At 65.8% G+C, this 25061-nt stretch carries 27 protein-coding genes and 1 riboswitch; of the genes, 13 read left to right on the top strand and 14 right to left on the bottom strand.

Annotated features, from left to right (window positions below; genetic code table 11):
• The first annotated feature begins 1 nt into the window (after position 1).
• Positions 2-439 (top strand): type II 3-dehydroquinate dehydratase, encoded by a 438-nt coding sequence (locus QGG75_21085; GenBank protein MDP6069723.1) that lies wholly within the window; start codon positions 2-4, stop codon positions 437-439.
• Here the strand turns inward: QGG75_21085 and QGG75_21080 are convergent.
• Positions 436-1290, bottom strand: a complete 855-nt coding sequence (locus QGG75_21080; protein ID MDP6069722.1) for an SMP-30/gluconolactonase/LRE family protein — start codon at positions 1288-1290, stop codon at positions 436-438. The genes QGG75_21085 and QGG75_21080 overlap by 4 nt on opposite strands.
• A gap of 25 nt (positions 1291-1315) precedes the next feature.
• Positions 1316-2026, bottom strand: coding sequence for a YggS family pyridoxal phosphate-dependent enzyme (locus tag QGG75_21075; GenBank protein MDP6069721.1), 711 nt, complete (start codon positions 2024-2026; stop codon positions 1316-1318).
• A gap of 31 nt (positions 2027-2057) precedes the next feature.
• On the opposite strand from QGG75_21075, the gene QGG75_21070 reads away from it, so the two are divergent.
• Entirely contained in the window at positions 2058-2663 is a 606-nt protein-coding gene (locus QGG75_21070) for a thiamine phosphate synthase (GenBank protein ID MDP6069720.1), read from the top strand.
• An 8-nt stretch (positions 2664-2671) separates the two neighbouring features.
• Here the strand turns inward: QGG75_21070 and QGG75_21065 are convergent, their stop codons facing one another.
• Positions 2672-2893, bottom strand: coding sequence for a hypothetical protein (locus QGG75_21065; GenBank protein MDP6069719.1), 222 nt, complete (start codon positions 2891-2893; stop codon positions 2672-2674).
• A gap of 135 nt (positions 2894-3028) precedes the next feature.
• Positions 3029-3132: riboswitch (cyclic di-GMP riboswitch) on the bottom strand.
• A gap of 202 nt (positions 3133-3334) precedes the next feature.
• On the opposite strand from QGG75_21065, the gene QGG75_21060 reads away from it, so the two are divergent.
• The 5 genes from QGG75_21060 to QGG75_21040 all read left to right on the top strand — a co-directional run bounded on the left by QGG75_21060 (position 3335) and on the right by QGG75_21040 (position 7995).
• Positions 3335-4519: an ABC transporter substrate-binding protein gene (locus tag QGG75_21060; protein ID MDP6069718.1), complete on the top strand. Its 1185-nt coding sequence runs from the start codon at positions 3335-3337 to the stop codon at positions 4517-4519.
• 98 nt (positions 4520-4617) lie between these two features.
• Positions 4618-5541, top strand: a complete 924-nt coding sequence (locus tag QGG75_21055; protein MDP6069717.1) for a branched-chain amino acid ABC transporter permease — start codon at positions 4618-4620, stop codon at positions 5539-5541.
• Positions 5542-5544: 3 nt separating this feature from the next.
• Positions 5545-6546 (top strand): branched-chain amino acid ABC transporter permease, encoded by a 1002-nt coding sequence (locus QGG75_21050; protein MDP6069716.1) that lies wholly within the window; start codon positions 5545-5547, stop codon positions 6544-6546.
• Entirely contained in the window at positions 6539-7294 is a 756-nt protein-coding gene (locus QGG75_21045) for an ABC transporter ATP-binding protein (protein ID MDP6069715.1), read from the top strand. Before QGG75_21050 ends, QGG75_21045 begins: the two co-directional genes overlap by 8 nt.
• Entirely contained in the window at positions 7294-7995 is a 702-nt protein-coding gene (locus QGG75_21040; GenBank protein ID MDP6069714.1) for an ABC transporter ATP-binding protein, read from the top strand. The genes QGG75_21045 and QGG75_21040 overlap by 1 nt, the downstream gene beginning before the upstream one ends.
• Before the next feature lie 8 nt (positions 7996-8003).
• Here the strand turns inward: QGG75_21040 and QGG75_21035 are convergent, their stop codons facing one another.
• From QGG75_21035 to QGG75_21015, 5 genes are read right to left on the bottom strand one after another with little or no spacing between them, the layout of a single operon-like run.
• Complete coding sequence (locus QGG75_21035) at positions 8004-8708, bottom strand: ABC transporter ATP-binding protein (protein MDP6069713.1); 705 nt, start codon at positions 8706-8708, stop codon at positions 8004-8006.
• A 5-nt stretch (positions 8709-8713) separates the two neighbouring features.
• On the bottom strand, positions 8714-9469 hold the full coding sequence (locus QGG75_21030) for an ABC transporter ATP-binding protein (GenBank protein ID MDP6069712.1): 756 nt from the start codon (positions 9467-9469) through the stop codon (positions 8714-8716).
• Positions 9466-10407 carry a branched-chain amino acid ABC transporter permease gene (locus tag QGG75_21025; protein ID MDP6069711.1) on the bottom strand — a complete coding sequence of 314 codons (942 nt, stop codon included), beginning with the start codon at positions 10405-10407 and terminating at the stop codon, positions 9466-9468. The genes QGG75_21030 and QGG75_21025 overlap by 4 nt, the downstream gene beginning before the upstream one ends.
• Positions 10404-11285, bottom strand: a complete 882-nt coding sequence (locus QGG75_21020; GenBank protein ID MDP6069710.1) for a branched-chain amino acid ABC transporter permease — start codon at positions 11283-11285, stop codon at positions 10404-10406. The genes QGG75_21025 and QGG75_21020 overlap by 4 nt, the downstream gene beginning before the upstream one ends.
• 55 nt (positions 11286-11340) lie before the next feature.
• On the bottom strand, positions 11341-12543 hold the full coding sequence (locus QGG75_21015; GenBank protein ID MDP6069709.1) for an ABC transporter substrate-binding protein: 1203 nt from the start codon (positions 12541-12543) through the stop codon (positions 11341-11343).
• A gap of 371 nt (positions 12544-12914) precedes the next feature.
• Between QGG75_21015 and QGG75_21010 the strand changes: the two genes are divergently transcribed.
• Positions 12915-13799 carry a crotonase/enoyl-CoA hydratase family protein gene (locus QGG75_21010; GenBank protein MDP6069708.1) on the top strand — a complete coding sequence of 295 codons (885 nt, stop codon included), beginning with the start codon at positions 12915-12917 and terminating at the stop codon, positions 13797-13799.
• On the opposite strand, the gene QGG75_21005 is transcribed toward QGG75_21010, so the two are convergent.
• Positions 13796-15121 (bottom strand): serine/threonine-protein kinase, encoded by a 1326-nt coding sequence (locus QGG75_21005; protein ID MDP6069707.1) that lies wholly within the window; start codon positions 15119-15121, stop codon positions 13796-13798. The two genes, QGG75_21010 and QGG75_21005, sit on opposite strands and share 4 nt — an antisense overlap.
• A gap of 372 nt (positions 15122-15493) precedes the next feature.
• Between QGG75_21005 and QGG75_21000 the strand changes: the two genes are divergently transcribed.
• Positions 15494-16579: a hypothetical protein gene (locus QGG75_21000; protein ID MDP6069706.1), complete on the top strand. Its 1086-nt coding sequence runs from the start codon at positions 15494-15496 to the stop codon at positions 16577-16579.
• Here the strand turns inward: QGG75_21000 and QGG75_20995 are convergent.
• Genes QGG75_20995 through QGG75_20985 form a run of 3 tightly spaced genes read right to left on the bottom strand, consistent with a single transcriptional unit; the run spans position 16576 to position 19829 of the window.
• Entirely contained in the window at positions 16576-17637 is a 1062-nt protein-coding gene (locus QGG75_20995; protein ID MDP6069705.1) for an Ldh family oxidoreductase, read from the bottom strand. The two genes, QGG75_21000 and QGG75_20995, sit on opposite strands and share 4 nt — an antisense overlap.
• A gap of 2 nt (positions 17638-17639) precedes the next feature.
• Positions 17640-18860 carry an aminotransferase class I/II-fold pyridoxal phosphate-dependent enzyme gene (locus QGG75_20990; GenBank protein MDP6069704.1) on the bottom strand — a complete coding sequence of 407 codons (1221 nt, stop codon included), beginning with the start codon at positions 18858-18860 and terminating at the stop codon, positions 17640-17642.
• Between the two features lie 18 nt (positions 18861-18878).
• On the bottom strand, positions 18879-19829 hold the full coding sequence (locus tag QGG75_20985) for an NAD-dependent epimerase/dehydratase family protein (protein ID MDP6069703.1): 951 nt from the start codon (positions 19827-19829) through the stop codon (positions 18879-18881).
• 147 nt (positions 19830-19976) lie between these two features.
• Between QGG75_20985 and QGG75_20980 the strand changes: the two genes are divergently transcribed.
• The 3 genes from QGG75_20980 to QGG75_20970 all read left to right on the top strand — a co-directional run bounded on the left by QGG75_20980 (position 19977) and on the right by QGG75_20970 (position 21785).
• Positions 19977-20789, top strand: coding sequence for an alpha/beta hydrolase (locus QGG75_20980; GenBank protein ID MDP6069702.1), 813 nt, complete (start codon positions 19977-19979; stop codon positions 20787-20789).
• A gap of 6 nt (positions 20790-20795) precedes the next feature.
• Entirely contained in the window at positions 20796-21494 is a 699-nt protein-coding gene (locus QGG75_20975) for a hypothetical protein (protein ID MDP6069701.1), read from the top strand.
• Between the two features lie 138 nt (positions 21495-21632).
• Positions 21633-21785, top strand: a complete 153-nt coding sequence (locus QGG75_20970; GenBank protein ID MDP6069700.1) for a hypothetical protein — start codon at positions 21633-21635, stop codon at positions 21783-21785.
• A 2-nt stretch (positions 21786-21787) separates the two neighbouring features.
• Here the strand turns inward: QGG75_20970 and QGG75_20965 are convergent, their stop codons facing one another.
• Positions 21788-23956: an anthranilate synthase component I gene (locus QGG75_20965; GenBank protein ID MDP6069699.1), complete on the bottom strand. Its 2169-nt coding sequence runs from the start codon at positions 23954-23956 to the stop codon at positions 21788-21790.
• Positions 23957-24222: 266 nt separating this feature from the next.
• On the opposite strand from QGG75_20965, the gene QGG75_20960 reads away from it, so the two are divergent.
• The gene (locus QGG75_20960; protein ID MDP6069698.1) at positions 24223-24819 is read left to right on the top strand and encodes a TetR/AcrR family transcriptional regulator; all 597 of its coding nucleotides are present in this window, start codon (positions 24223-24225) and stop codon (positions 24817-24819) included.
• Positions 24820-24937: 118 nt separating this feature from the next.
• On the opposite strand, the gene QGG75_20955 is transcribed toward QGG75_20960, so the two are convergent.
• On the bottom strand, positions 24938-25061 hold a 124-nt coding region (locus QGG75_20955), incomplete at its 5' end, for an IS5/IS1182 family transposase (GenBank protein MDP6069697.1).

The following is a 25061-nucleotide window of genomic DNA, read 5'->3' as shown; positions in this document are numbered from 1 at the left end:
CATCCTGGTGCTGAACGGCGCCAACATGAACTGGCTGGGCAAGCGCGAGCCGGAATTCTACGGCACCCGGACGCTCGAAGAGGTCAACGCCCTGGTGGCGGCGCGGGCGGCCGAGCGGGGCTGCTCGGTCGAGTTCTTCCAAAGCAACGTCGAAGGCCTGGCCATGGACCGCATCTATGCCGCGGCCGAGGCCGGCGTCGACGGCCTGCTGATGAACCCGGCCGGATTCTCCCACGCCGGCTATGCGCTGCGCGATTGTTTGCGGGCGGTGCGGCTGCCCTACGTCGAGGTCCACATGAGCAACACCGAGGCCCGTGGCATCGAACCCGTGACCTCGGGTGAGGCGGTCGGCGTGGTGGCCGGGCTGGGGGCGAACTCCTACCTGGTCGGGCTCGACGCCCTGCTCGGCGTGATCGCCGAGAGGCGGGAAAGCGCTTAAGGCGAGCCCGCCCCGGGCACCGCAACACGCAGACTCTCGACGCGGCCACCCTTTTCGGCCGCCCGGCGGCGCTCCGAACCGCCCGAGGACGTCAGGCAATAAAGCGTGCGGCCGTCGTCGCCGCCAAGCTGGCAGGCCACGGCGCGCCGAGCCGTCGGGGTGACCAGGCAGCTGATGGCGCCGCCTTCCTGGACCCGCAGAAAGACGCCTTGCAGGTAGGCGGCGACCCAGACCGCACCTTCGGCATCAAGGCAGATACCGTCAGGTGTGTGGTCGCCCAAGTCGGCGAAAGTGCACGGGTTGGCGAGCCTACCGTCGGCCTCGATGTCCAGCGCCTTGAGTCGCTTGCCGTAGGATTCGGCGACGATCAGACGCCCGGTATTGCTATCGATTGCCATGCCGTTGAGAAAATCGAAACCGTCCGCGGCAATGCGGGCCGCGCCGTCGGGCTCGACGGCGATGACCGTGCTGGGCACGAAGGCATCGGGGTCCTGCCAATAATCGAAGCCCATGTTGCCAATGTAGGCACGGCCCTGGGCGTCGACCACCATGTCATTGGTATCGCCGGCCGCCAGATCGGAGAGATCGGCATGCAGCGCCAAGGCGCCGGCTTCGATACGATAGAGGCAGCGATCGCGCATGGAGACCACCAAGGGCGTGCCGTCGGGCAGGAAACCGAGCCCCGAGGGCCGCTCGGGCACGGCCACGATGGCCTCGGACCGGCCTTCGCCATCCAGGGCATAAACCACGCCGCCCATCATGTCGGAGAACCACAGCCGCCCTTCATGCCAGCGCGGCCCTTCGAGAAAAAAGAACCCCTCGGCGACGATTTCGCTGCTCAGCCTTTCCATGCCATCCACCCTAGAAACCAGCGGGCTAGGACCGCGGATAGGGCTGACGGGGGCCGAAGATGGCGGTGCCGACGCGCACCAGAGTGGCGCCGAACTCGATGGCGATCTGGTAATCGGCGCTCATGCCCATGCTCACGGCGGCCAGGCCGTTCTCCGCCGCCAGCTTGGCCAGCAGCGCAAAATAGGGCGCCGGTTCCTGATCGATGGGCGGGATGCACATCAGACCGGCCAGCGGCAGTTGGTAGCTCTCGCGGCATTCCTTGATGAAGGCCTCGAGCAGGTGCGGCACGACGCCGGCCTTTTGCGGCTCTTGGCCCACGTTGACCTCGATCAGGCAATCGGGCCGGCGCCCGCTACGCTCCATCTCGCGGGCCAGCACCCGCGCCAGCTTGGGCCGGTCGACGGTCTCGATGAGGTCGAAGAGCTCGACCGCCTGGCGTGCCTTGTTGGTCTGCAAGGGGCCGACCAGGTGCAGCACCAGGTCGGGCCATTCTTCGCGCAAGGCCGGCCACTTGGCGGCCGCCTCCTGCACCCGGTTTTCGCCGAAGCGGCGCTGGCCGGCGGCCAGGGCCGGGCGGATGCGCGCCGCCTCGTGGGTCTTGGAAATAGCCACCAGGCCGATCTCGCCGGCCTCGCGGCCGGCCGCCTCGGCGGCCTCGATGATGTGTCTCTCCACCTGGGCCAGGTTGGCGGCGACGTCGAGGGTAGCGTCGGATTGCGGTGCGGTCACGGTCATGGCAGGGTCATCATTCCAAAACGATGGCGCGATGACCCTAGCAAAGCTCGCCCTGCACCTCAATTCGGCAGCCCCGCCGGGCCTGCCGCCGCTCGTCTTGTTGAGCGACGCGGTCAGGCTTGCCGACCCCCGGGCCGCCGCCGCCCGGCTGCCGCGGGGCACGGCGCTGGTGCTGAGGCATTACGGCCAGCCCGGGCGCGAGAAGCTGGCCCGTGAGCTGGTGGCCATCTGCCGGCCGCGCGGCGTGAGCCTGCTGGTGGCCGGCGACGGCGCCCTGGCGGCCCGGGTCGGCGCCGCCGGCCTGCACCTCCCCGAATCCCTGGCCGGCCAGGCCGGGCGTTGGCGCCGGGCCCGCCCCGGCTGGCTGGTGACGGCGGCGGCGCATTCGTTGCCGGCGTTACATAAGGCGGCCAATGCAGGCGCCCAGGCGGCCTTGCTGTCGCCGCTGTTCGCCACTGCCAGCCATCCCGAACGGCGGCACCTCGGCGCCGTGCGTTTCGCCGCCATCACCCGGGCCGCCAGGCTGCCGGTCTATGCGCTGGGCGGCATCGAGGCCGCCAACGCCCGCCGCCTCAAGGGCAGCGGTGCCGTCGGCGTCGCCGCCATCGCCGGGATTCTCCGGGAATTGGGGCTCTGAGAGGGTCTTCAGTTCAGCAACTTCGCCAGGTCGCTGTTGCCGGCCAGCGTATAGACCCGGCATTTCGGCCCGCCGTTGCCGCGAAAGAGGTAGGGCGTACGCTTTTCCGCCAGGCCGTCACGGTCGCGCAGATTGTAGTTCTTGACGCCGACGCTGAAGATCTTCTGGCGCTTGCCCAGCCGGCGGCTGACGCGCCAGCGGTCGGCCAGCAGATTGAACTTAACCCGCATTTCTCACCGGGTCACGGCCTGCAGCACGACCGGGGTCTCGACGTCGGCGCGCGCCTGGACGGCCGCCGCGAACATGAAAAAGGCGGCCGCGATGGCCGCGATGAGAGGGAAACGAAACAACACGCTCTTTCTCCTTTCGGCAGTCCGGCCACCCTGGCGGCGTCTTGCGAAGGCGTGCCTGACGCCCAGGGCCCGAAACTTTGCGCCCCGCCGTTGCCGCCGGTTTGCCTTTTCGAGGATGCCCGCAGAGATAGCGGCGAAAGGTGAGTGAAGGATTAACATGAACGGGCAGTAACCGACAAAACCAGTCGCACAGGCGCACCGCCCTTCTCGCAACCGGAAATCGATGGATTTTGAACCGCCATGCGGGCTATCCTCTGTCAACATCGGAGCCCCCCGCTCACACGGGTAGGGCGGCAAGCCATTGGGAGGTAGAGGGTTATGAAAAAGCGTATCATCGGGCTCGTGTCGGCCCTGGCGCTGGCGGCCACGGCGGCCCCGGCGCTGGCTCAAGGCACCATCAAGATCGGCGTTCTCATGACCTTGAGCACGCCGGCCGCCATCATCGGCCGCGACTTCAAGGACGCCTACGACCTGGCCATGGACCAGATCGGCCACAAGATGGGGCCCTTGAAGGCGGAACTGATCTACGCCGACGACGAATTCAATCCGCAAAAGGGCAAACAGAAGACCGAAAAACTGGTCAAGAGCGACAACGTCGACATCATGACCGGCTACATCTGGTCGCACGTGCTGCTGGCCTCGGTCAACACCGTGACCAGTGCCGGCAAGATCATCATCTCCTCCAACGCCGGGCCCTCGCCGATGGCCGGCAAACGCTGCCACAAGAACTTCTTCAATATTGCCTGGCAGAACGACCAGACGCCGATGGCGCTGGGCGAGGTGCTGAACCAGAATGGCATCAAGACGCTATATATCATGTCGCCCAATTATGCCGCCGGCAAGAACATGGCAGCCGGCGTCGAGCGCACCTTCAAGGGCAAGGTCGTGGGCAAGGACATGACCAAGTGGCCGGGCCAGATCGATTGGTCGGCCGAGCTTTCGAAGGTCAAGGCGGCCAAGCCCGACGCCGTCTTCATCTTCTATCCCGGCAAGCACGGCCCAGCCTTCCTCAAGCAGTACCAGGAAGCCGGATTGAACGGCAAGATCCCGCTTTATTCGGTCTACACCCTGGATGCCATCGCGCTGCCCAGGCTGCAAAAGGCGAAAATGACGGGCGTGCTGGGCACCAAGATGACGCAGTTCTGGGTCCAGGATCTGGACAATCCCCAGAACAAGAAGTTCGTCTCCAGCTTCCGCAAGAAATACGGCCGCTATCCCTCCTTCTATGCCGCCCAGGCCTACGACACCATCTACTACATCAAGTCGGCGGTGGAGGCCGTGAACGGCAATCTGAAGGACATGGACGGCCTGCGGGCAGCCCTCGAGAAGGTGGATTTCCCCTCCGTGCGCGGCAAGTTCCGCATGGGCAACAACCACTTCCCGATCCAGAACTTCTATTCGCGTGAGGTGGTCACGGACAGCGACGGCAACTGGACCACGTCGGTGCGCGGCGTGGTGCTGAAGGATCACCAGGATCCCTACGCCAGCCAATGCAAGATGTAGGACGCTGAGGTCCACGAAGACGGGGCGGGGGTGCACCGGCACCCCCGCTTTGTCGTCCAGGGCCGCCTGAACGATCACCCTCTGCCCGTATTGCCATCATGAACTGGATCCTGTTCGCCGAGCAGTGTCTCAACGGCTTGCAACTCGGCATCCTTCTATTCCTGATCGCCGCCGGCCTGACCCTGGTCTTCGGCATCATGGACTTCGTCAATCTGGCGCACGGCTCGCTCTATATGATGGGAGCCTATTTCTGCGCCGACCTCACGGTGCGCACCGGATCCTTCTTCATCGGCATGCTGGTCGGCCTGCCGGCGACGCTGCTGCTGGGTATCGTCATCGAGGTGGTGGCACTGCGTACGCTCTATTCGCGCGACCATCTGGATCAGGTGCTGGCGACCTTCGGCATCATTCTTTTTTTCAATCAGATCGTGCAGGTAATCTGGCCCCTCGACGGCATCGCCATCCCTACCCCGGCCGGCTTCACCCACGCCGTGCCGCTGGGTTTCGGCATGGAATATTCGAGCTACCGCATCGCCATCATCGTCACCGGGCTGGCGGTCGGCCTGGGGCTTTATCTACTGGTCGGGCGCACCCGCATCGGCATGCTGATCCGGGCCGGTGCCTCGAACCGCGAGATGGTGGGCGCGCTGGGCGTCAACATCAAGCTGCTGTTCAGCCTGGTCTTTGGTCTGGGTGCGGCGCTGGCCGGACTGGCCGGCATGCTGAATACGCCGATCCACAGCGCCACCAGCGGTATGGGCGAGGGGGTGCTGATCCTGGCCCTGGTGGTCATCGTCATCGGCGGCATCGGCTCGATCCGCGGGGCCTTCATCGGCGCCATCATCGCCGGCGTCATCGACACCCTGGGGCGTTCGTACCTGGACGTGCTGCTGTTGCAGTTCTTGCCACCGGTGCACGCCGAATCGGCCGGACCGGCGCTTTCGGCCATGCTCATCTACATCCTCATGGCGGCAATCCTGGCGGTCAGGCCGCAGGGCCTGTTTCCGCCCCGGGGGCGCTAGGCCGTGGGGCTCGCCATCCTGCGAACGCCGCGCGGCATTTTCGCCGCGGTGGTGCTGACCCTGTTCGCGCTGATGCCCTGGATCGGGCCGCTGGTGGGCCAGCCCTATCTGCTGGAAATCTTCATCCGCATCATGATCTGGTCGATCGCCGCCATCAGCCTGAATTTGATTCTGGGCTTTGGCGGCATGGTCAGCTTCGGCCATGCCGCCTACATCGGCATCGGCGGCTACACCATGGGCATCCTCAGCTACTACGAGATCTATTCCGGTTGGCTGCACTGGCCCCTGGCACTGGCGACCTCGGGCCTGGTGGCGCTGATCTTCGGCGCCATCTGCCTGCGCACCCGCGGCGTCTACTTCATCATGATCACCTTGGCGTTTGCCCAGATGATCTATTTCCTCTCGGTCAGCGCCGAGGAGTACGGCTCCGACGACGGCCTGCCGCTGGACCAGCGCAGCGAGTTCGCCATCGGCGGCTGGCAGTTCGACATCTCCGACAACCAGACCTTCTATTTCATCGCCTTCGGCTTCATGCTGCTCGCACTATTCATCACCTACAAGATCGTCAATTCGCGCTTCGGCATGGTGGTCAGGGGCGCCAAGTCGAACGAGCCGCGCATGCAGGCCATCGGCTTTCCCAGCTATCGCTACAAGCTTGCCTGTTTCGTCATCTCGGGCATGGGCTGCGGCCTGGCCGGGGTGCTGGAAGCCAACTTCGAGATGTACGTCTCCCCCGACATGCTCTTTTGGACGCGCTCGGGCGAGCTCATCTTCATGGTCGTGCTGGGCGGCATGGGCAGCATTTTCGGCCCCGTCGCCGGCACCGCCGTCTATCTGCTGCTGGCCGAATTTCTCTCCGAAATGCCGGGCCTGATGGAGCACTGGCACCTGGTCTTCGGGCCCTTCCTGGTGCTGGTGGTGCTGTTCGCGCGCAAGGGCATCGACGGCCTTTTCGAGATACGGCCAGGGCGCCAGGCGGCAACGGGGGAGGCGGCCGGTGACTGAGCCCATCCTCGAGGTGACGGCCCTGACCAAGCGCTTCGGCGGTCTGGTGGCCACCGACGAGATCAGCCTCGACGTGCTGCCGGGCGAGATCCACGCCGTGATCGGCCCCAATGGCGCCGGCAAGACCACCCTCATCAACCAGTTGAACGGGGCGCTGAGATCGGATTCCGGCACCATCCAGTTCGCCGGCCGCACCATTACCAACCTGCCGGTCCATGCCCGTTCGCACCTCGGCCTGGCGCGCTCGTTCCAGATCACCAGCGTCTTTCTCGACTTCACCACACTGCAAAACGTGATGCTGGCGGTGCAGGCCCACGACGGCCACTCGTTTCGCTTCTGGCGCGACGCGCGTTCCGATCCCGCCCTGCAGGCGCCGGCCCGGACGGCCCTGGCGAGTGTCGGGCTCTTGGACCGCGCCGAGGTCATTGCCGCCAACCTCAGCCACGGCGAACACCGCCAGCTCGAGATCGCCATGGCGCTGGCCACCGAGCCAAGGATGCTGCTGCTGGACGAGCCCATGGCCGGCATGGGGGTGGAGGAATCGGGCCGCATGGTGGAGATGCTGCGCGGCTTCAAGGGCGAGTTGACCATCCTGCTGATCGAGCACGACATGGATGCCGTGTTTGCGCTGGCCGACCGCATCACGGTGCTGGTCTACGGCCGCCCCATCGCCACCGGAGCGCCGGACCAGATCCGCGCCAACGCCGAGGTGCGCCAGGCCTATCTCGGCGAAGGCGAGGGAACCTGATGCTCAGCCTCGCCGCCATCGACACCTTCTACGGCCAAAGCCAGGTGCTGTTCGGCATGAGCCTCGAAGTCGGCGCCGGCGAAGTCGTGACCCTGATGGGCCGCAACGGCATGGGCAAGACCACGACGGTGCGTTCGATCCTCGGCCTGACGCCGGCCAGCGCCGGCGCCATCCGCTTTGAGGGCCACGACATCACGGCGCTGGCGCCCTACCGCATCGCCCAGCTCGGCATCGGCCTGGTACCCGAGGGCCGGCAGATCTTTCCCAACCTCTCGGTGCGCGAGAACCTGGTGGCCACTGCCGCCAACCGCACCGGCCGGCCCGAGCCCTGGACCCTGCCCCGGGTATTCGAGCTCTTCCCCCGCCTGGCCGAGCGCGCCCACAGCCTGGGCGACACGCTTTCCGGCGGCGAACAGCAGATGCTGGCCATCGGCCGGGCGCTGATGACCAACCCGACGCTCCTTATTCTCGACGAGGCCACCGAGGGCCTGGCGCCGCTGGTCCGGGCCGAGATCTGGCACTGCCTGGAAAACCTCAAGGCCAGCGGTCAGTCGATCCTGGTCATCGACAAGAACGTCGAAGCGCTGACCCGCATCGCCCAACGCCACGTCATCATCGAAAAAGGCCGCGTGGTGTGGACCGGGAGCTCCGCCGAGCTGGCCGCCAACGAGGACGTGCAGCACCGCTATCTGGGGGTCTGAGGGCCAGTTCAAATGCCCAGGTAGGCCGTCCTGATCTCATCGTTCTCGAGGAGCGTTCCGGCCGCCCCTTGGTGCGCGAGATGCCCGTGTTCAAGCACGTAACCACGGTGCGAGGCGCGCAGCGCCTGGATAGCATTCTGCTCGATGAGCAAGATCGCCACGCCGTTCGCGCTTATTTCACGGATTACCCGGAACATCTCCTCGACGAGGAGTGGCGCCAAGCCGATCGAGGGTTCGTCCAGGATCAGCAGCTTGGGCGACGACATCAGACCGCGACCGATGGCGAGCATCTGCTGTTCGCCCCCGGACATGGTGCGGGCCTGCTGCATCGACCGCTCCCGCAACCGCGGGAAGAGTTCGAAGACCCACTCCAGTTTGCTCTCAAAGATCTTGCGGCTGACGCGGGAATAAGCGCCCAACTTAAGGTTCTCCCGCACCGTGAGAGTGGGAAACAGGAGGCGCCCTTCCGGTACCTGCACCAGCCCCATCTCCACCAGCCGGTGGGCCGGCGTCTCTACGATGGAGGCGCCCTCGAAACGGATGTCGCCCGAGGCCGGCCGCACGATGCCGCTGACCGCATTGACGGTGGTCGTCTTGCCGGCACCGTTGGAGCCGATCAGCGTCACGATCTCGCCGGCGCCGACGCTGAGCGAGAGCTCGAAGATGACCTGGACGTCACCATAGAAGACGGAGATGCGTTCGAGCTCGAGCAAGGGCCTCAAACCTCGTGTTGGGAGCCGAGATAGGCGGCGATTACGCTTTCGTCGCGCGCTACCGCCTCGGGGTCGCCTTGGGCGATCATTTCGCCGTGATGCAGCACGATGATGTTCTCCGAGAGCCCCATCACCGCCTTCATGACGTGCTCTATGAGCAGGATCGTGACACCACGCTCACGGATGGTGCGGATGGTCGCCATCATCTCGGTGGTCTCGGCCGGCGTCAGTCCCGCGACCAGTTCGTCGAGCAGCAGCAGTCGGGGCTCCGTGGCCAGCGCCCGGGCCAGCTCGAGTCGCTTGCGTTCGATGGGGATCAGTTCCTCGCCCCGCTTGGCGGCCTGGTGCTCGAGCTCGACGAAGTCGAGTATCTCGCCGATCTCTTCCTCGGCACTGCGCCGGCCGGTGCCGGCGCCTCCGTCGCCGTCATCAGCGCGGCCGTAGAGCAGCGCCACCCTGACATTGTTGGCCACCGAGAGGCCGGGGAAGGGCCGGGCACTCTGGTAGGTGCGCGAAATGCCCATCTTGCAGATGCGGTCGGGGCGGAAACCGGTGATGTCGTTGCCCAGGAAGGTCACCTGGCCGGTGGTCGGCCGGTACTTGCCCGCCAGCACATTGAAAAGCGTCGTCTTGCCGGCGCCGTTGGGCCCGATGATGCCGGTGATCATGCCCTCGGCCACCTCGAAGCCGACGCTGTCGAGCGCCCGCAGCGCGCCGAAGCTCATGCTGACCTCGCGTACCTCCAGCAGGGGCGGGCTCACTTGTCCTCCTCCCGCCAGCCGAGCAGGCCGAGGAAGCGCTCGACCGGAGCCAGGCGGGCCAGCCCGCCCGGCATGAACAGCCCGACCAGGATGATCACCAGCCCCAGCATGGCCCCATGCAGGTGCTCGAAGGTGGTCCAGATCACCTCTTCGGTGGCAGTCAAAAAGACGGCACCCACCACCGGCCCCACCAGCAGGCCCGAGCCACCCAAGAGCGCCATGGCGATGGGGGTCAGGGCGCGCTCCAGGCTGAAGATGTCATCGGGGATGATGTAATTGATGTACCAGGTGTAGACGCCGCCGAGAAAACCGGGAAACAGGCTGCTGATGATTAGCGCCTTGGCCTTGGTGCGGAAGGTGGGCACGCCGAAGTCCCGCGCCACCTCCTCGTCCTCGCGGATCGTCTTCATGGCCAGCCCCAGCTTCGAGCGCCCCAGCGCCCAGTGGCAGAGCATGACCAGAACGACGGTGGCCAGGCAGATGTAGTAGACCGGCGTGGTGCGGTCGGCGCCTTCGATCTTGAGGCCGTTGGAGCCGCCGGTGAGCCAGCTCAGATTGATGGTCACGTGCTCCATCAGCTTGACCAAGCCGAAGCTGGCGAGGGCAAAATAGTGCGCCCGCAGGCGGAAGAAGGGATAGCTCATGAGAGCGGCGAAGGCGACGACGCAGAGCGTCGCGCCTATGAGCGCCGGAACCAGCGCGAAGTCCTGGTTGAAGAGCACGCCGAAGGCATAGGCGCCGACCGCGAAGAAGGTGATGTGGCCGAGATTGATGTAGCCCATGTGGCCGCCGACGATGTCGTAGCTGGTGGCGATGACGACGCTCATGAAGGTGAAGATGACGATCTGCAGGTAATAGTTCCGGGCTTCGAACGACAGCGCGGGGAGCAGCAGAAAGACCAGCAGCAGGAGCGCCAGGAGAACGTGGGACCGCCTCATGTCTCGCTCTTTCCGAACAAGCCGCTGGGCCGGATCACCAGCACCGCGACCAGCAGCAGATAGGCCATGGTCTGCCCCCAGGCCGGGTTGAAGAAGCCCACGAACGATTCCGCGAAGCCGACGATGACGCCGCCCACGGCGACGCCGACGAAGCTGCCCAGCCCGCCCATGACGACGATGACCAGGTACTTCAAGGTCAGCGGCAGGCCGATGTTTGGTGCGATGAAGGAGTGGATCACCTCGAAGCCCCCGGCGACGGCAGCCAGCATGGTGCCGATGCCGAAGGCGATGGCGTTGATGCGCACCGGGTCGATGCCGCTCAGCAGTGCGCCTCCTCGGTTCTGCGAGACCGCCTGCACCGCCAGTCCGAGATAGGTGTATTTGAGAAAGAGCACCAGCGCGACGATCAGCGCCACCACCAGGCCGAAGACGACGAGCTTGAGGCTGGGCAGGTAGAGCTCCCCCCAGACGATGCTGGGAATGTAGAGATCGATGCTTTTCTCGAACACCGTGCCCTGGGAGAGGAAGGCGAACACGTCCTCGATCATCAGGGCCGCCCCCAGCGTCACCAGGGTGGCCGAGGCCAAGCGCACGTGCTCCTTGCGCAGAACCAGCGGCTTGATCAGGACCTTTTCGAAGGCGTAGCCGACGAAGAAAAACAGCGGCGCGATCAATATCACCAGCACAAAGGGATCGATCCCGAAGGTGTCGAAGGCCAGGAAGATGACGAACCCCGAGACCATGAGAAATTCGCCGTGAGCGAGATTGAGTATCCCGCTCACGCCGAAGATCAAGGAGAGGCCGAAGGCCGCCAGGGTATAGACCCCGCCCAGGAGAATCCCGTTGATGATCAGCTGGGCCAGTATGGCCGCGTCCATCTCCAGTCCACTGCCTTATGGTCTCATACGCATACCGACCAAGGGTCTTGGAATCTTACGGGTTCTTCGGCCGATGCTTGCCAGTGCCGGCGCTCAGCGGCCACAGCGAGACGGGTTTGCCGCCCCTGATCTGGATCGGCCAGGCGTACAACGAGCCATAGCCCCGCTGATCGTGCTTGACCACCACCTCGCCACCGAAGAGCGGCAGGTTGGTCGCCCACATGGCCTTGCGAATGGCCTCGCGGTCGAGGCTGCCGGCGCGCTCTAGGGAATCCGCCAGCCGCTTGTAGGTGTTGTAGCGGATGCCCGCCTCGGGGTACTGCCAGCACTGGAATCCGGCCGCCTTGCAGAGCGCCTCGAGTTCCTTGTGGTCGGCCGTGTCGCCATCGAAGACGTAGGACGAGCTGACGACGTTCTCCGACCAGCCGCCCATTGCCTTGATCACCGGGATCGGCATGTGGCCGACGATGAACTCCCTGGGATTCAGGCCCTGCTCGCGAGCCTGCTTGAGGAAGGCGATGGTCCAGGGCGGTGCGATGTTCTCGACGAACACGGCGTCGGCCTTGGCCCCCTTTATGGCCAGGATGGTCGACGAGAAATCCTTGGTGTCCTTGGGAATGTTGTTTTGGTAGACGACCTTCATGCCGGCCTTTTTCACGGCGTCGGCAAAGCCCTGCAAGGCCTGATTTTCGTGCAGGTTGTCGCGCGATACCAGCGCGAAGCTCTTGACGCCCCCTTTGGCCTTGTAGAGGTCGACGATACGCCGGTGCTCCCAGGCGGCCGGCCCCAGGCCCGCGGTGCGCCAGGCGTTGGGCTTGTCGAACATTACCGAATCGTTGGATTCCACCATGAAGAAGGGGATCTTGTGGGTGGCCGTCGCCTGCAGTGCGGCGTTCGTCACGAAGCTGGAAAACGGCCCCATGAAGACATGCACTTTGTCGACAGTGGCCAGGCGCTCGTAGAACTTGAGCGCGGTGGGCGGCTTGGATTGATCGTCGTAGAGCACGAAGCGCACCGGCAAGGACTTGCCGAGCTTGCTCAATTTGATGCCGCCGCGGGCATTGATGCTCTTGGCCCAGGCTTCGCCCAGCTTGGGAAAGGGGCGAACGATGCCCATCAGTCGTCCCGATTGGGCGATCGTCGCGCCGATGACGATTTCCTCCTGAGCGGCAGCCGATTGGCCAAACAAAAACAAGGGGACGGCCACTGCCAAGATGCCGCCGGCAATCTGTCTACAACCGTATTTGCGTGATTTCATTGGTTTTCCTTCTCCCTGAACTCTTTGTGTCCGTCAATACCACTGACCAAGTTTGGTTACCCCTAGGAAACCCTGGCAACAATACTACTGTATCAACCCCATCCGATTCAACGAAGGCCACTTGGGCGGTCGGCTCGCCGGCATGGCACGGTTTGCCGCCAATCCTCGTCCTGGCAACGGAGCGAGGTGGGATTCAGCGGGAAAAGCGCCCAAAGGAGGGTAGCCCAGCGCACGCACCACCTCGGGGTCCTTGATGGTGAGAAGGCCGTCGCCCAGCCGCCAGAGGCCTCACATTGCATCGTCCGTCCATTCGGTGTCTGGTGGTTTTGAACGCGGACGCCCCGCATCAGTGATCAGCAACGGAGCCGGCCATGAGCTACGAGACCCTGCTTTACGAGATCGAGGGCCCGATCGCCACCGTCACCCTCAACCTGCCGCAGAAGTACAACACCATCCGGCCGCCCATGCCGGACGAGCTCGAAGCCGTCATGGCGCGGGCCAGCAAGGATGCCGAGGTCCGCGTAGTGGTGCTGCAGGGCGCCGGTTCGACGTTCTGCGCCGGCTTCGATTTTTCCGGCAATCTGGAGCAGTACAAAGACATGGGTGTGGCGCTAAATCCCGAGGACTACGATCCCGGCCTCGACGTCATGGCCATGACCAGCCCCTTCACCGGCCCGGTGCCCAAGTTCATGTCGATCTGGCGCAACCCCAAGCCGGTGATCTGCAAGATCCACGGCTGGTGCGTCGGCGGCGGCTCCGAGATGGCGCTCTGTGCCGACATCGTGGTGGCCGCCGACGACGCCCGCCTGGGCACACCCTATGCCCGGGTCTGGGGCTGCCACCTGACCGGCATGTGGATCTACCGTCTGGGTCTGACCAAGGCCAAGCAGTACGCGCTGACGGGCGACAGCGTCAGCGGCCGGGAAGCCGCCGAGATCGGCCTGATCAACGATTCCTGCCCGGCCGACGAGCTCGACCAGCGGGTTGCCGAGTGGGCCGGGCGCCTGGCCAAGATCCCGACCACCCAGCTCATGGCCATGAAGCTGGTGGTCAACCAGGCCTTCGACAACATGGGCCTGCAGACCACCCAGTACATGGGGCCCATCCTCGACGGCATCATGCGCAACACGCCCGAGGGCCGCGGCTTCGTCGATAGTGCCTTCGAGCACGGCGTACAAGGCGCCGTGGCCGAACGCGACGGCCCCTTCGGCGATTACAGCCAGGGCGGGCCGGAAATGAAACCGGGGCGGCGTTAGGTTTCTTCGGGGTCCCCGTCGTTGACCGGGGCGGTTTTGCCGGGTTTGGCGCGTTCGTAGGCGAGCTGGTCGCTGGCCGTGCGCAGGTTGCGCACCAGCGAGCTCAGCATGGAGCGGATGACCGGGTCGGAATATTCGTAACGATCGAGAAAATCGTGATCCCGCACCACCATCACGGTGGTGTCGCCCCGCGCCACGGCGGCAGCCATCCGGGTGGTGTGCTCGATGACCGCCATCTCGCCGAACAGGTTTTGCTTGCCGATGGTACCCAGCACCACGCGCTCGCCGTCCTGTTCCTTGGCGATCTCGACGGTGCCCTCGTCGACGATATAGGCCTCGCGGCCTTCGCTGCCTTCCTCGAAGATGACCTCACCATCCTTGTAGAGCCGCCGTTCCAGCACCGTACTGGCCTTGTGCGAGGTGGTCGGCGTATCGAGAAACTCGCCCACTGCCTGCTGCAAGTGGGCGGCGCTCTGGTAGCGTTCGGCGGGATCCCGGGCCAGGGATTTGGCGATGATGGCGTCGAGTTCCTGGGGCAGGGTGTGGTCGACCGAATGGGGTGGCGGCGGCTCGCTGTGCAGCACGTTCTGGATGATTTCCTGTGTCGTCGAGCCGCTGAACGCCTTGTTGCCGGTCAGCAGTTCGTAGAACACGCTGCCCAGGGAAAAGATGTCGGAGCGGTGATCGACGGCCTTGCCGTTGATCTGTTCGGGCGACATGTAGCGCGGCGTACCCAGCACCGCCTCGGGCTCCTCGCTATCGGCGCTTTCGATCAGCGAGATGCCGAAATCCGTCAGCTTCACGTCGCCCAGCGCTGAAAGCAGGATGTTGGCCGGCTTGATGTCGCGATGCACGACACCGATGTTGTGGGCGTGGGCCAGGGCGTCCAGGGTCTGCGAAATGATGCGGATCTTGCTGGCCAGGGGGCGCGTGGTGTTGCCCACTTCGGCGGCCAGGGAATCGCCGTCGACGAACTCCATGACGATGAAGTCCTGCCCCTCCTCGCTGCCGTATTCGAAGATGGTGGCGATGTTGGGATGCGACAGCCGGCCCACCGCCTTGGCCTCGGTCTTGAAGCGCTCCAGGGTGTCGTGGGCGCCGAGCTTGGCGACGATGTCGTGGCGGATCACCTTGATGGCGACGAAACGCTCGATGATTTCGTCGAAGCCGCGGTAAACCACCCCCATGGCGCCGGTGCCGACGATCTCGAGGATGTTGTGCCGTCCCAGCTTGTCGGGAATCTCCTCATCGGAGCTACGATGGACGACGGCCGGACCGCTGTCGACAATCGTGGCATCGTCCATCTCTGAAGTATCGGCCATCGCGACTTCCTGAGGGGCCGCCGCAGTCGAGCCAGGGCTCGCCTCGGGGCAGCAGACCGGCAGCTTGCGCAACGCCTGCAGCGGCACGCAAAATAGATGATAGCGGCTCCACAGGCCGGTTGAAAGCCTTGTCCCCCCGGGACACTGCCACCAATTAGCTAAGAAATTGATTTCAAAAAGAAAATCGCCTCGCAGTAAGATCAATCCAGGGCCCATCGAAAGCTTCCCTGGCCTGCCTCGAGAGCCCCGCAACTTAGCGCCGCAAATAGCCCGGTTGTTGGAATCCCGTTGTTCCATGGCCTTGCTCTGGATCGGATTTCTCAGCCGGTGATACCATTGCGGCTGCCAAGGTGCACAACGGGAGAAGCGGCCATGATGCAGGCAAAGGGTTTCGTTGCGGCCCTGGTTTTGGCAAGCCTGGCGCTGGCCAGCGGGCCGGCCCAGGCCCAGTCCAAACTGCTGCAGCAATTGCTGCAGGGCGGCCAGCAGGGCAGCCGGCAGGAGGACCAACTCGGCAGGCAGATCCAGGCCCTGCTCGATCAACTGAGGCAAAAGGACGGTCGTATTTCGGGGCTCGAGAACGACCTGACCTCTCGTAAGGGCACCATCGGCGGTCTCAAAAAGACCGTCGGCCGGCAATCCGGCCTTATCGACAGCCTCGAGGCCCAGCTCAACCGGCGCGGCGGCTTGCTCTCGGATTTGCAGGCGGCGCTGAGCCGAAAGGACGGCCTGCTGGCCGGCTTGCAAAGCCAGTTGTCAGCAAAAGACGGTTTGCTGGCGGGGCTGAAGTCGAAACTGGGAGAGAAAGACGGGCTGCTGACCGGACTTCAGGCGGCGCTTTTGGGGCGCGACGGCGTCATCGCGGGCTTGCGGAAAAGCCTGGCCGGAGAACGCGCCGAGACCGACGATCTGCACCGACAAGTGGCCACCCGGGAGCAGGCCAAAACCGCTGCCGAAGCCCAAAGCGCCGGTGAACTGGAGCAGAAGGATGGCATGATCGCCTCGCTGCGCCGGCAGATTGAAAAGCTCGACGCCGTGGCCGGCGACGTCCATGACCAGTTGCTCGAAAAAGCCTCGGCCCTGGAGACGCTGCGCACCGAGCTCGGCAGCCGCGAGGGCATCATCGCCGGCCTGCAAAGCGCCTACGACAAAAGCCGCCTGGAACTGAAGGCACTGGGCGGCAAACTGTCCCAGGCCGCCAGCAAACGCCAGACCCTGGTCGCCGAGCTGGGAAAAGCCCGGGCTCGGGCGGACGCCGCCGAGACGGCTCTGGCTGCGGCGCAGCGCCAGGCCAAGGAGCACAAGGCGGCCCTGGCCCAAGCACAGGCCCGGGCGAGCCGTCTGGAGGCGGCCTCGGCCAGCCTGGCCAACCAGCGCCTCGGCCTGGGCGCGGCGCTGGGCTTGGTGCTGATCGCCGCCGCCTGGGGTTGGATGCGGCCCCGCGTGGCCGCGGCTTAGAGCGGATCTACCCCCAGCTCGTCGGCCACTCGGCGCAGCCCGGCGACCGTGCCGCGGGCCAGCGGCACGCCGCTTTGCCGGCGTTCGGCCCGCAACAAGCGCTCGCGCTCGCCCGGCAGATAGATTCGCTCGACCCCGGGCGCCCGGCGCAGGCCGCGGATCTCTTTGATCGCCTTCTGCATGCGCCGGCGGTAGACCGCCAGGTCTTCAAAGGCCGCCACGGGCAGCACGCCGAAGAGGTGGCCCACGTTCTGCGGGTTGTCGAGATCGTCATAAAGGTGTGTCACCTCGGATCCAAACGCGGCACCCGAAAGCATGCTCGAGAGCAGCCCAAACGCCACCGTCATGGCATAGCCCTTGTGGCCCGCCAGCGGCAGCACGAAGCCCTGCAAGGCCGTCAGAGGATCGGTGGTGGGCAGGCCGTCGGGCCCCAGGCACCAGCCTTCGGGAATGGCCTCGCCGCGGTCGGCGGCGACGTTGACCTTGCCCCGGGCCGCCACGGAACAAGCCATGTCGAGCACCACCGGCGCCTCTTCGCCGGCCGGCAGGGCAATGGCGAAGGGGTTGTTGCCGAGCATGGCTTCGGCGCCGCCCCAGGGCGCCATGTGGTTGATGCCGCCGATGGTGAAGGCGATGCCGATGCAGTCGTGCGCCACGGCCTGGGCCGCCCAGTAGCCCAGCGCCCCGTTGTGATTGCTGCCGCCCACCGAAACGAAAGCCGGCTGCTCGCGGCCCTTCTCGATGGCGATCTCCATGGCGCGCCGGCTGACCACCTGGCCCATGCCGTTGCCGCCGTCGAGCACCGCCGTGGCGGGCCCCTCACGTTCGATTCGCATCTCCGGCCGCGCCGCCACGACGCCGGCCCGCAGGCGCTCGACGTAGATCGGCAGCCGCACCAGGCCGTGCGAGGCGATGCCGCTAAGATCGGCGTCGACGAGCGAATCCGCCACCACGGCGGCGTCATCCTGCGGCAACCCGAGGTGCGAAAAGACTTGCCGGCAAAAGCCCGTGAGCGCCGGCTCAGGCAGCGAAACCGTGGCCTCGTCCCGGTCCGCCATTGCTAGCCGCTAAAGCCGCCCAACACGTCAAGGGCCTCGGCGATATCGTGCGGCGTATGATCGGCCGAGATCTGGAAGCGGATGGTCTGGTCGCCCTTGGGCACCACCGGGTAGTTGAGGCCGGTGGCCAGGATGCCGTTTTGGCGCAAATGCGCCACCAGCGCGCTGGTGCGTTCCGTGTGGCGCAGCAGCAGCGGCACGATGGGGTGCGGGCTGGAGATGGTCTCGAAGCCCAGCGCGATGAGCCCCGCCTCGAAGCGCTCGGTCATGGCCTTGAGGTGGCCCAGGCGCTCGAGCCCGGCCGGGCTGTCGAGCATATCCAAGGCCCGGCTGGCGGCCGCCGCCTCGCCGGCCGTGATGGGGTTGGAATAGACGTAGAGCGGCGATTGCTGGCGCAGGTATTCGACGATGGTGGGGCTGGCGGCGACGTAGCCGCCGTTGACGCCGAGCGCCTTTCCCAGCGTCGCCACCAGCAGGTCGGCCCGGACGGCAGCAACTTCTTCCGTACCGCGGCCGGTCGGGCCGTAGGCGCCGACGCCGTGGGAATCGTCGATCACCACCAGCACGTTTTCCGCGAAGCCGGCATCGTATTTTTCGGCCAGGGCCATGATCTCGGCCAAGGGTGCGGTGTCGCCGCGCATGCTGAAGACGCCGTCGCTGATGACGATGGCGCGCCGGTGTTTGCCGCTGGCGTCACTAAGCAGGGCCTCGAGCTCCGCCATCTGGTTGTGGCCGTAGACCTGCTTGTCGGCGGGCCGCGCCAGACGCATGGCGTTGATGATGGAGTTGTGGTTAAGGGAATCCGAGATGATCATCGTCTCCTTGGTGATCAGCGGCACCAGCACGCCGACGATGGCGGCGTAGGCCGAGCTGAAGATCATCGCCGCTTGCCGGTCGTGAAAGGCGGCCAGGCCGCTCTCGAGCGCCACGTGCGGCGCCCAGGTGCCGCTGATGAAGCGCACCGCACCCGGGCCCACGCCATAGCGCCGGCTGGCTTCTTCGTCGGCCTGACAAAGCTCGTCGGTGAGACCCAGCCCCAGGTAGGAATTTGCGTTCATGCGCAAATAAGGCCGTTCGTCGCCCTCCAGCCGGTAGCGCGGGCCCCGGCCGCCGGCCGCCGGCAGCACCTCGACGATGACGTCCTCGGCGCCCTTGTGCGCGCCGCTCGCGGCCAGTTCGTCGAGTGCGCCTGCGAGGGCGGCAACCAGGCGTTCATGAGGCATGGGGCGATCTCCCGTGGCTCATTTTGCCGGCTTCAGACGGCGGCCCAGTTGTTCGAGCATGTCGGCCGTCATGGCGGCCAGGTCGTATTTCGGCGCGAATCCCCAGTCGGCCCGGGCGACACTCGTGTCCAGCGAGCGCGGCCAGGAATCGGCAATCGCCTGGCGCACCGGGTCGACCTCGTAGTCGATCACGAAATCGGGGATGTGGCCGCGGATCTCGGCCGCCAGCTCCGCGGGCGTGATCGACATGGCGCTGACGTTGAAGGCGTTGCGGTGGCTCAGCCCGGCCGCCCCGGCTTCCATCAGCTCGATGATGGCCGCTACCGTATCGGGCATGTACATCATGTCGAGGCGGGTGTCGGGTGCGAGAAAGCAGGTGTAGTGGCGGTAGCGGATGGCCTGGTGGAAAATGTCGACGGCATAGTCGGTGGTGCCGCCGCCGGGCGGTACCAGGTAGGAGATGATGCCGGGCAGCCTGAGGCCGCGGCTGTCCACGCCGAAGCGCAGGAAGTAGTAGTCGCACAAAAGCTCGGCCGCCACCTTGGTCACGCCGTAGATCGTGCTCGGCCGCTGAATGGTGTCCTGGGGCGTCTGGTCGCGCGGCGTCGTGGGCCCGAAGGCGCCGATGGACGAGGGCACGAAGACGGCGCAACCGTATTGCCGCGCCACCTCCAGCACCCGGTAGACGCCCCCCATGTTGAGGTCCCAGGCGAACTGCGGCTTGTCCTCGGCCAGCGCCGACAAGAGCGCCGCCAGGTGATAGATGGTGCCCACGTCGTAGCGCCTGACGACCTCGGAGATCTGGCTCTGGCGGGTCACGTCGACATGCTCGAAGGGCCCCTCGCCGACATCGGGCGGCATGCGCAGGTCGGAGGCGATGACATTGTCCGGGCCGTAACGCCCGCGCAGCGCCGGCACCAGTTCGCTGCCGATCTGGCCCAGGGCGCCGGTGACGAGGATGGCTTTCATGATTTGATTCTAGCCCATTTATGGGGCCATAAGAATCTCCATGCCCGAGCTGCCCGACATCACGGTCTATATCGAGGCCCTGGAACGGCGTTTGCCGGGCCGGCCGCTCGAGGCTGTGTGGCCGAGCAATGCAGGAGCAGATGAGACATGAGGTTGATCATCGATCTCGAAGGCTTTCGCCGGGAATTTCCCGAACGCACGATCACTCTGCAGGGGCTGCGCTGGCGCCTCATCGAGGCCGGCCCCAGCCGAGCGTCAACCCCCGCCCTGGTGCTGCTGCCCGGCACGCTGGGCACCGGCGAGGTCTTTTGGCAGCAGATCCGGGCCCTGGCGGGCCGCCTTCGGGTGCTGGCGCTGAGCTATCCCGCCGTGGCCGACGTGCGGCGGCTGGCCGACGGCGTGGTGGCGCTGATGGACCGGGCCGGCTTGGATCGGGCATACGTGCTGGGATCGTCGCTGGGGGGCTACCTGGCGCAGACCGTGGCGCTCTGCCATCCCGGGCGGGTCGAAACCATATTCGTGGGCAACTCCCTGGTCGACGCCACGCCGTTGCGCGGCCTGCTGGGCGACCCGGCCCAGGTCGCGGCCATGCCGGCCGCGGTGCTGCGCGCCGCCATGATGGCGTCCGTCGCCGCCTGGCCGGAACCGGAACCGGTGTTCGCCGAACTCAAGGCGGTGCTCGTCGCCCAGGCCGCCCGCATGTCGGGGCACCACCTCAAGGCCCGGGTGCGGGCGCTGCTGACCGAGGGCGACCTGGCGCCGTTGCCCTTGGGCTCCGACCGGGTGGTGATCATCGACAGCAATGACGATCCGCTGATCCCGCCAGCACTGCGCCTGCAGGTTCGCCGGCGCTACGCCGGCGCCGAAATCCACAGTTTCGAACGCGGCGGCCATTTTCCCTACATCACCCGGGCCGCGGCCTATTCCGCTATTATGCAAAAGCGCATGGGCATCAGGTAGATCCACATGGCGGTTTCACTCTTTCTCAGCTATTTCGGCGCGGCGGCGGACGGGCCGGCGTTGCAGAGCTGGTTTCGCAGCGGGCCGGGCGAATCCTTGCGTGGCGCTGACGGCATCAACGGGCTCGAGCTCTATGCCCCGGAAGCCTCGCACGATCCTTTCCTGGACGACGGCGAAGGACCGCTGCTGATCGCCGAGTTCGGCTTTGCCGACCAGGCGGCGCTGGAGAAAGCCGCGGTTGGTGAGGATTTCCGCCACTGGCTTTGCGACCTCTCGCGCCTGCCCGTCAGCGACTGCCGCGCCACCTGCGAGGCCTTCGAGGTGCTGCCCAGCCCGGTGGCCGGCGAAAGCCAGCCCAGCCCGCGCACCGCGCCGGTCTCCTACGTCGTGCGCTACTACCGCCCGGCCGGCAACGAAGAAAAGTTCATCGCCTATTACCTCGAACACCACCCGGCGCTGCTGGGCCAGTTCGCCCGCATCCGCAACGTCATATGTTACCGGCCGCTGGCCTGGCAGAACGACACCGGCCTGGCCCCGTCGGGCTGCATGTTCGGCAACGAGGTGGTTTTCGACACGCTGGCGGACCTGGACGCCGCGCTGGCCTCCGAGATGCGCCAGCGCCTGCGCCAGGACTACGACGTTTTCCGCGACTGGGCCGGCCCCAACACCCACTTCGCCACGACCCGCAGCCGGCCCTGGGATTAGGACTGGTGAAAACTGGTCGGTCGAAAACTGGGGTCGGAGTGGGTTTTTAGGACTGGGGTCGGAGTGGGTTTTGTGAAAACTGGGGTCGGAGTAGGTTTTAGAGTCGGTTTATTCGGGAAAACCGACTCTTACTCCAGTTTGGCCCGACCCCACAGCCTCGAAGATCTCAACGCCGTGCTGGCCTCCGAGATGCGCCTGCGCCTGCACCAGGACTACGATGTGTTTCGCGATTGGGCCGGCCCCAACACCCACTTCGCCATGACCCGCAGCCGGCCCTGGAAGGAAGATTAGGCTCAGGCCACGGCATCGACCGCCGCCGCCGGTCGCAGGTTTTCGACCACGTCGTCGATCAGACGGCGGCCCAGGTCGCTCTCCAGGCTCATGATCGATTCGGGGTGGAATTGGACGCCGGCCACAGGCAGGCTGCGGTGCTCCAGCGCCATGACGATACCGGCCGGGGTCTCGGCCGTGACCACGAGATCGGGCGGCAGGCCGTCGCGCAGCACGTGCAGCGAGTGGTAGCGCCCGGCCGTGAAGTGGCGCGGCAGGCCGGCGAACAGGCGACCGCCCAGAAGCCGCACCGACGAGGGCTTGCCGTGCACCGGTTCGGGCAACAGCCCAAGCCGGGCGCCGAAATATTCGCCGATGCCCTGCAGGCCGAGGCAGACGCCGAAGATCGGCAAGGCCTCGGCCAGCGCCATCTCGATGGTCGCGGTGATGGCGAAGTCGGCGGGCCGGCCGGGACCCGGCGACAGCACCACCAGGTCGGGGGCAATCTCCCGCAGGCGCTCGGCCGTGAAACCCGAACGCAGCGTCACGACGTCGGCGCCGCCGGCCCGGAAATAGCCACCCAGCGTATGCACGAAGCTGTCCTGATGGTCGACCATCAGCACCCGGCGGCCGGCGCCCGGGCGGGGCCGCGGGCTGGTCACGAGCGGCCGGTCGGGGCGGCGGATGGCGTCCAAAAGCGCCGAGGCCTTGAGCAGGCATTCGCGGTCCTCGGCCTGGGGATCGGAATCGTAAAGCAGGGTCGCTCCGGCCCGCACCTCGGCAATGCCGTCCTTGAGGCGCACGGTGCGCAGCGTCAGGCCGGTGGTCATGCCGCCATCGACGCCGAACGAGCCGATGGCACCGCCGTACCAGCGGCGCGGCGAGCGTTCATGATCCTCGATGAACTGCATGGCGGCCGGCTTCGGCGCCCCGGTGACGGTGACCGCCCAGGTGTGGGCGAGAAAGGCGTCAAGGGCGTCGTAGCCCGGCCGCAAACGGCCCTCGACGTGGTCGACGGTATGGATGAGCCGCGAATACATCTCGATCTGGCGCCGGCCGATGACTTCGATGCTATGGGGCTCGCAGACCCTTGATTTGTCGTTGCGGTCGACGTCGGTGCACATGGTGAGCTCGGCCAAGTCCTTTTCCGAATTGAGCAAACAGCGGATCTGCTCGGCGTCCTCGATGGCGGTCTTGCCCCGGGCCACGGTGCCGGAGATGGGGCAGGTCTCGACGCGGCGCCCTTGCACACGCACGAACATCTCCGGCGAGGCCGCCACCAGGTGCTCGTCGCCCAGATTGATCAGCGCCCCGTAGGGGGCCGGATTGCGCTGGCGCAGGCGGCGGAAGATGACGGACGGCGGCGCCGCCGCCGGTTCGCTGAACATCTGCCCCGGCACGACCTCGAAGAGATCGCCGCGGCGGAAGGCCTGGCGCGCCAGACGCACGACCTCGGCGTATTCGCCGGGCGCATGGTCGCAACCGCGTTCGCCGCCACTGGCCGGCCGGAAGGGAGCCGGTGCGGTGTCGCGCGAAAGCCCCCTCGTGGTGCGGCCCTCGGCCGTGAATTCGTAGCGCCTGAGCGTGGCGCTCTGGCGGCGATGGTCGATGACCAGGATCTCGTCGGGGAGATAAAGCACCAGATCGGGCTGGTCGCCGTCGCGCGGCCTTTTGAGCTCGACCGGCTCGAACTGGAAAGCCAAGTCGTAGCCGAAGGCGCCATAGAACCCGAGGTGGCCATCGCCGGGCGCGGCAAAGAGGGCGTTCAGCGCCCGCAGTGCGCTGCACACGCTGGGCTGGCGGCTGCGCCGTTCCTCGGCGAAGCCGGGCTCGGGTTCGGCTATGCGCGCCGCCATGCAGTCCCCCTCGGTCTCGATTTCCAGCACCGCTTCGAGCCGTGCCAGGGCGTCGTGGAAGGCCGGCAGCAGGATTCGGCCGCGCTCGTTGAGGGCCTCGACGGCAATCTCGCGCTGACGCGCCGTGACCACTATGGGCGGATCCTTGAAGCCTGTGTCCCAGCGCGTGTAGCGGCCGGGATACTCGAAGGACGAGGTGAAAAGCGCGCCGCGGCGCTGGTCCAGCGTGTCGATCAGCGGCTCGACGGCGCCCTCATAGCGTTGTTCCTCGATGACGCAACGCACGCCGATGCTGCTGGGCGTCTGGTCCCGGGTGTCGTGCTGGCAGGTGCTCATATCTCCACTCCGCGTTCGCCGGCTGGCCGCGGGGTGGGGGGTCGAATTGTGGAATGAAAAAAGGCCGCCCACGCCCGTGGCGGCCCCGACATTTGATTGAACTGATCAGCCGGCCGCCCGCTTATGCGGGCCACCACCAATTGCGGCTGAGGTTCAAGGTTGTCATGGCGCGGACAGTGACGGGTTCTCCTGGCGCAGTCAAGGGGTGCTTTTGTAGCCAGCCCACATGGGTTATAGACCTAACGCTTGTTTGGTGAGGTGATTGGATGGCGGCAGGCAAGAAATCGGCAACGGTGCGCAGGCGGCGGGGCAATCGGCGGGAGCTGTTGCTGGAGGCCTCGGCACGGCGCTTTCTTTACGAAGGCTACGCGGCCGCCTCGATGCGCGACATCGCCGCCGACGCCGGCATGCAGGCGGGTTCGATCTACTATCATTTTCCCTCCAAGGCGGACCTGCTGGCGGCCGTCCATGACGAGGGCATGCGGCGTATCTCGGATGCCGTGCTAGAGGCTTTGGAGGGACCCGACGATCCCTGGCAGCGGCTCGAGGCGGCCTGCATCGCACACCTCGAATTCCTGCTCGAGGGCGATATCGTGGTGCAGGCCTTGATGCAGGAGATGCCAACGGGCTCCAGCCCCATCCGCACCCGGGTGACACGGCTGCGCGACGATTACGAAAGCATCTTCATCCGTTTGCTCGAGGACCTGAAACTGCCCCGCGGCGTCGATCTGCACAGTCTCAGGCTGATGCTGCTGGGAGCCATGAACTGGTCCTTCACCTGGTACCGCCCGGGCGCCGAGACGCCCCGCCGCATCGCCCGCAAATTCGTAAAATACCTGCGCATCAGCCTGCACGCAGGCTGATGCTTTTGTAGACCCTCACCGGGCGCGCGCTCCGCGCGCTTGGCCGTTGCAGCCCTTGGGGCTTAGCGCCGCTACCAAGTGTGTATTTTTGCTGCTTGGTCTTAGGGTCCGTTGACAATTAACGCAAATCAATGATGGTGGCGACGAGGCTCAAGTTTGCGGCATAGCTTGTGTCGGTTTTGTCGTAGCGCGTAGCAATGCCCCGGAATTCCTTGATCTTGGCGAAATAGTTCTCGACCAAA

This window comes from Alphaproteobacteria bacterium (assembly GCA_030740435.1).
Taxonomy (GTDB): domain Bacteria; phylum Pseudomonadota; class Alphaproteobacteria; order UBA2966; family UBA2966.
Note: the sequence above shows the minus strand (reverse complement) of the source record. Positions and strands in the feature narration are given on the sequence as shown.

Bases quoted from the DNA above. Each gene is read 5' to 3' on its own strand.
- QGG75_20975 (MDP6069701.1), top strand. From the start codon at position 20,796: ATGGCGGTTTCACTCTTTCTCAGCTATTTCGGCGCGGCGGCGGACGGG.
- QGG75_21000 (MDP6069706.1), top strand. From the start codon at position 15,494: ATGATGCAGGCAAAGGGTTTCGTTGCGGCCCTGGTTTTGGCAAGCCTG.
- QGG75_21070 (MDP6069720.1), top strand. From the start codon at position 2,058: ATGACCCTAGCAAAGCTCGCCCTGCACCTCAATTCGGCAGCCCCGCCG.
- QGG75_21005 (MDP6069707.1), bottom strand. From the start codon at position 15,121: ATGGCCGATACTTCAGAGATGGACGATGCCACGATTGTCGACAGCGGT.
- QGG75_21060 (MDP6069718.1), top strand. From the start codon at position 3,335: ATGAAAAAGCGTATCATCGGGCTCGTGTCGGCCCTGGCGCTGGCGGCC.
- QGG75_21065 (MDP6069719.1), bottom strand. From the start codon at position 2,893: ATGCGGGTTAAGTTCAATCTGCTGGCCGACCGCTGGCGCGTCAGCCGC.
- QGG75_21025 (MDP6069711.1), bottom strand. From the start codon at position 10,407: ATGAGGCGGTCCCACGTTCTCCTGGCGCTCCTGCTGCTGGTCTTTCTG.
- QGG75_20980 (MDP6069702.1), top strand. From the start codon at position 19,977: ATGAGGTTGATCATCGATCTCGAAGGCTTTCGCCGGGAATTTCCCGAA.
- QGG75_21055 (MDP6069717.1), top strand. From the start codon at position 4,618: ATGAACTGGATCCTGTTCGCCGAGCAGTGTCTCAACGGCTTGCAACTC.
- QGG75_21010 (MDP6069708.1), top strand. From the start codon at position 12,915: ATGAGCTACGAGACCCTGCTTTACGAGATCGAGGGCCCGATCGCCACC.
- QGG75_21040 (MDP6069714.1), top strand. From the start codon at position 7,294: ATGCTCAGCCTCGCCGCCATCGACACCTTCTACGGCCAAAGCCAGGTG.
- QGG75_21080 (MDP6069722.1), bottom strand. From the start codon at position 1,290: ATGGAAAGGCTGAGCAGCGAAATCGTCGCCGAGGGGTTCTTTTTTCTC.
- QGG75_20985 (MDP6069703.1), bottom strand. From the start codon at position 19,829: ATGAAAGCCATCCTCGTCACCGGCGCCCTGGGCCAGATCGGCAGCGAA.
- QGG75_20965 (MDP6069699.1), bottom strand. From the start codon at position 23,956: ATGAGCACCTGCCAGCACGACACCCGGGACCAGACGCCCAGCAGCATC.
- QGG75_21075 (MDP6069721.1), bottom strand. From the start codon at position 2,026: ATGACCGTGACCGCACCGCAATCCGACGCTACCCTCGACGTCGCCGCC.
- QGG75_21020 (MDP6069710.1), bottom strand. From the start codon at position 11,285: ATGGACGCGGCCATACTGGCCCAGCTGATCATCAACGGGATTCTCCTG.
- QGG75_20995 (MDP6069705.1), bottom strand. From the start codon at position 17,637: ATGGCGGACCGGGACGAGGCCACGGTTTCGCTGCCTGAGCCGGCGCTC.
- QGG75_20960 (MDP6069698.1), top strand. From the start codon at position 24,223: ATGGCGGCAGGCAAGAAATCGGCAACGGTGCGCAGGCGGCGGGGCAAT.
- QGG75_20990 (MDP6069704.1), bottom strand. From the start codon at position 18,860: ATGCCTCATGAACGCCTGGTTGCCGCCCTCGCAGGCGCACTCGACGAA.
- QGG75_21015 (MDP6069709.1), bottom strand. From the start codon at position 12,543: ATGAAATCACGCAAATACGGTTGTAGACAGATTGCCGGCGGCATCTTG.